The sequence below is a fragment of the Micrococcus sp. APC 4021 genome (genome assembly GCF_030407635.1).
Classification (GTDB): domain Bacteria; phylum Actinomycetota; class Actinomycetes; order Actinomycetales; family Micrococcaceae; genus Micrococcus; species Micrococcus luteus.
This window is the reverse complement of sequence record NZ_JASDCZ010000014.1, coordinates 20,451-28,474: the sequence shown is the minus strand read 5'-3', so window position 1 is coordinate 28,474 and position 8,024 is coordinate 20,451. Positions and strand designations below refer to the sequence as shown.

Annotated in this window: 7 protein-coding genes; 3 read left to right on the top strand and 4 right to left on the bottom strand. The window is 66.0% G+C overall.

The window, feature by feature from the left end:
- Window positions 1-192: 192 nt before the first annotated feature.
- Complete coding sequence (locus tag QL983_RS02630) at window positions 193-1,092, top strand: glycosyltransferase family A protein (protein ID WP_290151182.1); 900 nt, start codon at window positions 193-195, stop codon at window positions 1,090-1,092.
- Window positions 1,093-1,140: 48 nt separating this feature from the next.
- On the opposite strand, the gene QL983_RS02625 is transcribed toward QL983_RS02630, so the two are convergent.
- Both QL983_RS02625 and QL983_RS02620 read right to left on the bottom strand, forming a co-directional pair.
- A complete protein-coding gene (locus QL983_RS02625) occupies window positions 1,141-2,310 on the bottom strand; it encodes a glycosyltransferase (protein WP_165381398.1) in 1,170 nt (389 codons plus the stop codon).
- Complete coding sequence (locus QL983_RS02620) at window positions 2,310-2,969, bottom strand: alpha-1,2-fucosyltransferase (protein ID WP_063189840.1); 660 nt, start codon at window positions 2,967-2,969, stop codon at window positions 2,310-2,312. Before QL983_RS02620 ends, QL983_RS02625 begins: the two co-directional genes overlap by 1 nt.
- A gap of 280 nt (window positions 2,970-3,249) precedes the next feature.
- Here QL983_RS02620 and rfbA point away from each other — a divergent pair, with 280 nt between their 5' ends.
- The gene (rfbA, locus tag QL983_RS02615; RefSeq protein WP_129867289.1) at window positions 3,250-4,119 is read left to right on the top strand and encodes a glucose-1-phosphate thymidylyltransferase RfbA; all 870 of its coding nucleotides are present in this window, start codon (window positions 3,250-3,252) and stop codon (window positions 4,117-4,119) included.
- Between the two features lie 2 nt (window positions 4,120-4,121).
- Window positions 4,122-5,732, top strand: coding sequence for a glycosyltransferase family 39 protein (locus QL983_RS02610; RefSeq protein WP_036317381.1), 1,611 nt, complete (start codon window positions 4,122-4,124; stop codon window positions 5,730-5,732).
- Here QL983_RS02610 and QL983_RS02605 read toward each other — a convergent pair.
- On the bottom strand, window positions 5,704-6,717 hold the full coding sequence (locus QL983_RS02605) for a glycosyltransferase family 4 protein (protein ID WP_290151181.1): 1,014 nt from the start codon (window positions 6,715-6,717) through the stop codon (window positions 5,704-5,706). The two genes, QL983_RS02610 and QL983_RS02605, sit on opposite strands and share 29 nt — an antisense overlap.
- A 168-nt stretch (window positions 6,718-6,885) precedes the next feature.
- A complete protein-coding gene (locus tag QL983_RS02600; protein ID WP_290151180.1) occupies window positions 6,886-8,019 on the bottom strand; it encodes a glycosyltransferase in 1,134 nt (377 codons plus the stop codon).
- Window positions 8,020-8,024 lie beyond the last annotated feature (5 nt).

Here is an 8,024-nt window from a genome sequence, read left to right as displayed (position 1 = left end):
GGGTTCTTCTCGTCGATCATGGTCATGATTCTTACCGTTCCTCTCGGTACGGCTTACACAGACCATCTGACACGCCCGGAGAGGCCCGCTCGTCTCATCTCAGCCCGTACCCCGTGGCAAGAACCTCATGACCCACAACATCTAGGGCTGGGTGACTCCGGGTGCCCACACCACCCGGGCACGACCGTTCTGGTGGTCGCCTACAACCACGCTCCCTACGTCATCGAGACACTGGAGAGCATTCGACGCCAGACCGTGCCTCCGGTCCGAGTCCTCATCGCCGATGACGCATCCCCGGGAGATGACACCGCCGAGGTCATCCGACAGTGGCTCGCAGACGCGCCGTCGTCGTTCGAGTTCCATCCCAATGCCATCAACATGGGGCTGAATCCGACCCTTAACCGACTGCTGGACAAAGTGGACACCGAATTCGTCACCTACATCGCAGGTGACGACACCATGCGCGAAGATCGCATCGCGGTCCACGAGAAGCTCCTGCGGGCCGCTCCAGATGATGTCGTTCTTGCCTACAGCGACGCCGCGGTGATCGACGAGAACTCTTCGGTGCTCCACCCGTCCTCGCGCGTCGAGTTTCCATGGCCGGACGAACCGCAACGCAGCGAAGACACCCTCGCCTGCCTTGTCGGTTCCAACTGGATCCCGGCTGCGTCGTTCTTCATGCGCACAGCTGTTCTTCGCGAGGAGGGCGGCTACGCTGAAGACCTCTTCTACGAGGACTTTGAGCTCCTCACCCGTCTGGCGGCGCGATATCGCTTCACCTACACGGAGGAGCCCCTCGTTGCCGTCAGGCGGCTGGCAACCTCTCTGGGCGCAGTGGGGTTCGCGCATGACAGTCCCCGTTTCGTCCGGTCCATGTTCGCGGCCTTGCGCAATGCAGAGCACGGCACGTCGGAGGAGGCCCGAGAACTTGCGCGATCACATCGGTGGGAGCTGACCAAACGGGCCGCACGTATCGGCATGCCATTCCGCGAGGTGGTGGCAATGTTCCAGGACAGCTGGCGTGGCGCAGCGACGCCGGCCCACGCGGCCGCCCACCTTGCTCGAATGATCGGGCAGCGAGTGGCCAGCTGAGGGGGCACGAGCCTCTCCAAGGCAGGCCCCAGGGTGGACAGGGCCCGCTTAGAGCGGAGCGGGGCCGATGTGTTGGAGCAAGTGGTCGGCGCGACGCTGGGTCGTCGTTTCGAAATCGTTTGTCGCTACGAGGTCGAGACCTGCCTGCCGTGCACGAAGGAGTGCCTCGGGGTCATCGATGAGAGATCGCAGAATCTCCACCATGCCGTCGATGTCTCCCCTCGGCACCGCCCAGCCCACACCATGGCGCCGCACGAGCGGGCTCAGCGTGGCGTTCGCGTAGCCGAGCACCGGTGCACCTGATCCCAGGGACTCGAAGTAGGTACAGGACGGGTCGCCCTGGAGGTGGGGCAGCAGCATGAGGTCGACGGTGTCCCGTACGTCGTTCAGCCACTCGGTGCGGTAGTCGCGGAATCCACGGAACTGGACCCAGCCTTCCGCGCGGTCCTGCAGTGTCTCGCGCATTGGCCCGGTCCCCAGAAAGGCCATCTCCACCGGCAGACCCGCCCGGCGTGCCCGATGGGCGACTTCAAGAGCGTACTCAGGGCCCTTGATCGGGTCCAGTCGACCGGAGAAGGCCATGCGAAGAGGACCCTCGCCGTCCCATGCCCGAACGGCACGCGCGGCTGCGACGTCTGCGGCGTAGATTCGATGGTCCATGAAGGCCAGCGGGGTGGCTGACTGCTTACCATAGGCCCGGAAGGCAGCAGGTCCGTTGCACTGGAGAGATCTCGCTTTCCGAGCCTGTCTGCGTAACCCGGCCTCGACACGAAGGAGTCCGACCGCTGCACGAGCGAGCGGGATTCCGGAGGACGTCGCACGGTGAATGCCGAGACGGATGCCGTAGTCCACCTCGGCCGTCAGTACTGCGGGCGTACGGGCTTCGGTCATCCCTCTCCAATGGGGTGCCAGGAGACCCAGCGTCAGGTCCAGGCCCAGGGAATCGATCTCAGCCGGGACGGGCTGAGCTTTGACGATGTCGAAACCCAGGCTGTCGACGTCTGCGGTCACGTAGGCCAGTGGGAGCGGTTCGGGGATGTCATTCACCGCAGGCGCGAGGACGATGACCCGTCCTGGCCAACTGCGAGCCAGCTCAGTCAGGCCCGAGAATCCGCGCGCCTCCATGGCAACCAGGCCACCGGAAGAGAGGATCGGACCGGGTAGCACGTATCCGAGCCGAGGGCCCGGTGTAGACGGCACATTGAGACCGAGAGACATCAGGCGCTTCCTTCCCCGTACCGGTCCCCGGGCACGGCGAGCCATTCCGGCAAGAGGAGTGCGGACTCAGAGTACGGATAGTGGCGTCCAAAAAACAGCGGCGCTACGACCCTGCGCGGTCGCTGCCCGGGGGGTCGAGAGGAGGCGAGGTAACCGCCCCAGTACGAAAATGTAGAATTAGCCAGGATCAGGTTATCCGCGCTCGAGACCTGGGCCAGGTCTTGGAACATGTCATGTGGCGAAGGCATCACCCGGACATCGCCGCCCGCAAACAGGTCCGACAGATGGGTCACGCACCAGTCGGGATCGTCGGAGACGAAGACCACCGGCGCCCCTCCCGGGGAGTCGATTTCTTCGATCGCCACCCGCACGAATTCACGAACGTCGAATCCGTAATGACGCCGGAATTCTGGGTTGCTGTAGTAGTCGCCGCGCCGCACGTTCACCACCGTGGCCCCCGGCGTGACGGTGCCCCAGCGATCGCTGAAGGCCGACCCCTGGAGGAGCATGTCCCGGCAGAACTGCTTCAGGTCCGGGTAGAGGAAATCCACATTGATCTCGTGACCCCATTCCACGGTCCGTGACTGGAAGAAGGAAACCTTGTCCTCCGTCACCGTTAGTTCGCGAAGTCGCGGGAATTCCTGGAGCCACGGTTCCATTTTGGGCTTGTACCTCACAAGCCAACTCACCCCGGTGGACCGTTGACGAGCCCACGCGGTCACCCACAGGAAGAGAAAATTCCCACCGTTCATGGGTTCATTTCCCCAGATCACGTACGGCTGACGTCGGCGGATCGGAGCCACACCGCGTGCGATGGCATCTCTGACGACTTGCTGCACAGGGTGATCATATCCGGCTTCTGCTCACACTGAGGGGATCCTGTACACCCACCGTGCGTACCCCTCAGACAGGACCCTCTGCTCCCGATAGCATCACAGCATGAAGGGCATCATCCTCGCCGGCGGCACGGGCTCCCGGCTGCATCCCATTACCCACGGCATCTCGAAGCAGCTCGTCCCCGTCTACGACAAGCCGATGATCTACTACCCGCTGTCCACCCTCATCCTCGCGGGCATCAGCGACATCCTTGTCATCACCACCCCACACGACGCGGAGCAGTTCCAGCGCCTCCTCGGCGACGGTTCCCAGTTCGGCGTCTCTCTGACCTATGTGCAGCAGCCTTCCCCAGACGGCCTTGCCCAGGCTTTCATCCTCGGTGAGGACCACATCGGCGACGAGCATGTCGCGCTCGTCCTGGGGGACAACATCTTCTACGGCCCGGGCATGGGCCAGCAGCTGCGCCGTCACACTGAGGTCGACGGCGCCACCGTGTTCGGTTACTGGGTCGCCGACCCGACGGCCTACGGCGTTGTGGAGTTCGACACCGAGGGGAAGGCCGTCTCACTGGAGGAGAAGCCGGCCCACCCCAAGTCGAACTACGCCGTCCCGGGGCTCTACTTCTACGACAACGACGTTGTCGAGATTGCCAGGAGTTTGAAGCCCTCAGCCCGCGGCGAGCTGGAGATCACGGACGTGAACCGCACCTACCTCGCGCGCGGCGCCCTGAACGTCGAAGTCCTCCCCCGCGGGACGGCGTGGCTCGACACCGGCACTTTCCACGACCTCAACGACGCGTCCAACTTCATTCGCACGGTCGAGTCCCGCCAGGGACTCAAGGTCGGTTCTCCTGAGGAAGTGGCGTGGCGCCAGGGGCTCCTTACAGATGAGCAGCTTCAGGAACGAGCCCAGCCACTGGTGAAATCCGGCTACGGCCGCTATCTGCTCGACCTGCTCAACACCGCAAGATGAGCATGGAAACCGTCGTGCGCGCACGAGGACATCACACCGACGCCGTCATCGTGACGGCCCTGATCGTGGCCCTTGTGGTCCTCCCCGCGATTGTTGCAGGCACCGCCGGTGCGCTCTGGATTCCTCACAACGACTCGTGGGCTCATTCACGGATCGCCGCTTCGTTTGCCGAGACCGGCCGGGTGCATCTCGTCGGATTCAACCGGGCCTCGATGGTCGGGATGATGGTGCCCCTAGGTTCGCTTGCGTCCAGCGTCGTCGGCCAGCATGTGTTCGTGATGCTCTGCGGAGCCGCCATGATCGGCTTCTCTTACGGCACGGCGCGACGGGTTCTGCCGAGGGGCCGCTCGTTGCTGGTCGCGGCGTTGGTCGGAGTAGCTCCAGGCTTTGCACTGCTGTCGACGTCCTACATGACTGATGTCCCGATGATGGCGGGCATTGCGGGTGGTCTGTACTTCGGTGCCCGTTACCTCGACGGCGGCGGCGTCCTCAACCTCATCGGGAGCATGGCGTTTGGGCTGTGGGCGACCACGGTTCGAGAGCAGGGCCTGGCAGCAGTGGCGGCGGTCGCGGTGACCGCCTGGCTCGTTCGACGGGACAGACGGCGCGTCATTTTCGTCGCCTCCCTCGTCACGCTGGTCGCTATCGCCGCCTTCGAGGTCTGGCGCCGGTCACAGCCAGGTGACGATCCGCCCATGGTCGATCCCACAGTTGGAGGCGCGGTGCGGGCCCTCGCAATGGGGGTCATGACCTTGATGTTCGTGTGTTCTCCGGCGGTCCTACTCGGCGCCTCAAAGCCGCGCTCCGCCGCGGCCTGGTCTTTCGGCACGGCAGGTGCCCTCACTACGGCAGGGCTAGTGTTCCTCCTCGGGCGGGGCGCCCTGCTGGGAAATTACCTGGCCGCCGACGGCGCCTACATGGCCATGTCCCACGGCGCACGTGACACGGTGCCGGGCTGGCTTCTCTGGTGCGCCGCAGGGCTGGCGATCCTCGCCGGCACCACGGTGGCGGCTCTGTGTGGCGATGTCGTGGCGCGTGCACGTCGTCGCCCAGGCCGTCCATGGCGACCGGCTGGTCAACCCGTCGTCCTGCTCATGGCCTCGTTCTTGCTGATCTACCTCGCGGGCATCACAGTGCAGACGTTCTCGGGCCAGGCGATGTTCGAGCGGTATCTCTACCCGCTCATCGTGCCCCTGAGTGTGCTGGTGCTTCGGGCCACACGGACCCGGGCGGCCCAGAGGGCCGCCGCCGCGACGGCCGCCCTCATCGTCGTGGCCTCCACTGCCCTGGTGACTCTTCATACGTGGTCGAGCACGGGCGTCGTGTGGCAGGCGGCGGAGGAGCTCGTGGCGGAGGGGCTGGCGCCGCAGGACGTGGACGCCGGATTCGCCTGGGTAGGGCTGCACTCGAACGTGGGCGTAGCAGAAGATCCGGCTCGATCAGACGTCGTCGGCGGGTGGGCTGCACTCTTCTCCGACTCGCGTCAGTGCGCCGTCGTGTCCATGGGAGACCCCGTGGCAGCCACGGAACCCGTTCGGACGATCACCTACACGAAGTACCTGTTCTTCGGACAGGACCGTGTGGTCATCGAGCGCCTGGACCCCTGCCGCTGACGACGGCGCGGACCAAGCGGTCGCGGACTCTCGCGCCGACCGCTTCCCAGGTCAGGCGCGCTGCGTGCTGTGATGCGCGGCGCCCCGCCTCCTTGGCCACAGCCGGGTCCGCCAGACGCAGCATGGCTTCACTGACCCCCCCTGGGTCTGACGGATCCACGACGATCCCACCGTCGCCGATCATGTCTGAGGCCCCGCCCACAGTGGTCCCGATGGAGGGAATGCCCATGCGGCCGGCCTCCGCGTACACGATGCCTGCGGGCTCGAGTCGGCTGGGCACGACGAGACACGTGGCTTCGGCGAAGAGGCGTCCCAGTCGCTGTTGCGCCGCCGGCTCTGAGATGGGCAGGAGCCCGTGCACCACGACCCCGTCAGCATCGATGTTGGGGACACCCGCGCCGACCAGGTGGAGGAGGGCGTCGGGGTACAGGTCGCGCACCTGCGCAAAGGCCTTGACCACGGCGTCGCCGCGTTTACGTTCCCAGTCGTGGCCGACGAAGAGGAACCGCGGCGAACTCCAATCCTTGTCCGTGGAAGGCTGCCCCTCTCGATTGACGCCCAGCCCCGTCACCGTGATCCACTCGCGAGGAATTCCGTAGTCGTAACTGATGGAGTCAGCGACCCAGGATGTAGCCGCGAAACAGATGCCCGCCTTCTCGTAGACGCTCTGCTGTAGGCGCCGTCGTCCGTCGACGAGAGCTGGCGGCAGGTCAGGAAACGGGCCCCACGCGTGCTCGACCGCCTGGGCGATCGTCATATCCTCGAAAGTGGCGAGTCGTCGGTGGTGAACTCGGTAGCCCGTGCCGATCTGGAGGACGGCGTCCACATGGCGGGGAACGCGGTACAGTGCAGTCAGCTCCACCAGGCGGGCGTAGGCAGCACTCTCACGGCCAAGCGTCAGCAACTCGTCGGCCGTCGGGCGAAGCCGTTGTGCCGTCACCCGAGTCCAGACTCGAGCGGCAGTGGACGGCGGGGTCAGGTCCACCGGCACCACCCGGACTCCCGCCGCCTCGAGGCCCCGGATGAGACCCGCCGGAGTGCCAGACCAAGACTGGGGGTCAGTCGGGTCCCCCGGGTATGTGACGGCTACGGTGAGTGTCACCCCGGGATCGTTGGCTCGCATGTGGCCATTACACCAGACGCCGAGGGATGCTCATCGCTGTCCCGCAATTCGCGGCAGATTCGTGAGCGCATTGCGAATTCGTTGGCTGAACTCCACTTCGGAAAACTGCTCGGCGTGCGCCTGCATCGCCGCGCGGTCCCAGTCATGCGCCAGTAGACGTTCCACCCCGCCGGTCACCGCATCCACCGTCGCCTCGTCCACGAATACCCCGTTCACGTCGTCCACGATGGTGTCCAGGTAGCCGCCGGCGCGCAGCGCCACGGTGGGCACGCCCCACGCGCTCGCCTCGAGCGGCGTGATGCCGAAGTCCTCGTGGCTCGCGGCGATCAGCGCCGTCGCGTGTGCGTACGCCCACCGCAGCTGCGCGTCGGTGAGGTCCTGGCCGAACACCACGTCCTCCCCCGCCATCGCACGCAGTCGGGCCTCCTCGGGGCCCTTGCCGATCACCACGAGCGGCCACCCCGAACGGGCCGCTGCCTCGATCGCCACGTCCACGTGCTTGTACGGCATGAGCCGCGCGACCGACAGCAGGAAGCCCTCCTCCGCCAGCCGCTCTGCACCGGGGATCGGCTCCTGCGGGCCCTCCGTGCTCACGGAGTGCGGCGGGAACACGAGGTCCACGCCGTCGAGCTCGTAGACGTCTTCGATCCGCTCCCTCACCACCGTGGAGTTGGCCACATAGCGCGATCGACGCCGGACGGCCGCGCGGTCCCACCTGCGCAGGCCCGGGCGCAGCACGCGGGCGATCCGGCCCTTGATGCTGTCCCGACCGTCCTCGCCCAGGTAATCGTCCAGCAGGTACACCCAGCGCGCCGGGGTGTGGCAGTAGACGAGCGTGGCGCCGTCGTAGCGGAATCCATGCGCCCAGCCGGACGTCGAGACGACGGCGATCGGCTCCTTCACGCGCATCAGCGAGGAGGCCAGGGGCAGGAGCGGCAGGGCCCGCCGCGGGTCCTTCCGCAGCAGCCCCGCCCGGTTGAGCGGTGAGGTGATGATGTGCGCGTCCTTGAACTCCGGGAAGGTCCCCTCGGGGTCGTAGAACGTCGTGTAGATGGGCGCGTCCGGCCACATCCGGTGCAGGGCGAGCACCACCCGTTCCGCCCCGCCCTTCTGGGTGAGGTAGTCGTGGGCGATGGCGATCCGGCCGCGTGTCATGTCGGTCATGGTGC

Excerpts from the sequence above, each read along its gene's own strand:
- QL983_RS02625 (WP_165381398.1), bottom strand. The coding sequence starts at position 2,310 with ATGTCTCTCGGTCTCAATGTGCCGTCTACACCGGGCCCTCGGCTCGGA.
- QL983_RS02620 (WP_063189840.1), bottom strand. The coding sequence starts at position 2,969 with ATGGAACCGTGGCTCCAGGAATTCCCGCGACTTCGCGAACTAACGGTG.
- rfbA (WP_129867289.1), top strand. The coding sequence starts at position 3,250 with ATGAAGGGCATCATCCTCGCCGGCGGCACGGGCTCCCGGCTGCATCCC.
- QL983_RS02610 (WP_036317381.1), top strand. The coding sequence starts at position 4,122 with ATGGAAACCGTCGTGCGCGCACGAGGACATCACACCGACGCCGTCATC.
- QL983_RS02600 (WP_290151180.1), bottom strand. The coding sequence starts at position 8,019 with ATGACCGACATGACACGCGGCCGGATCGCCATCGCCCACGACTACCTC.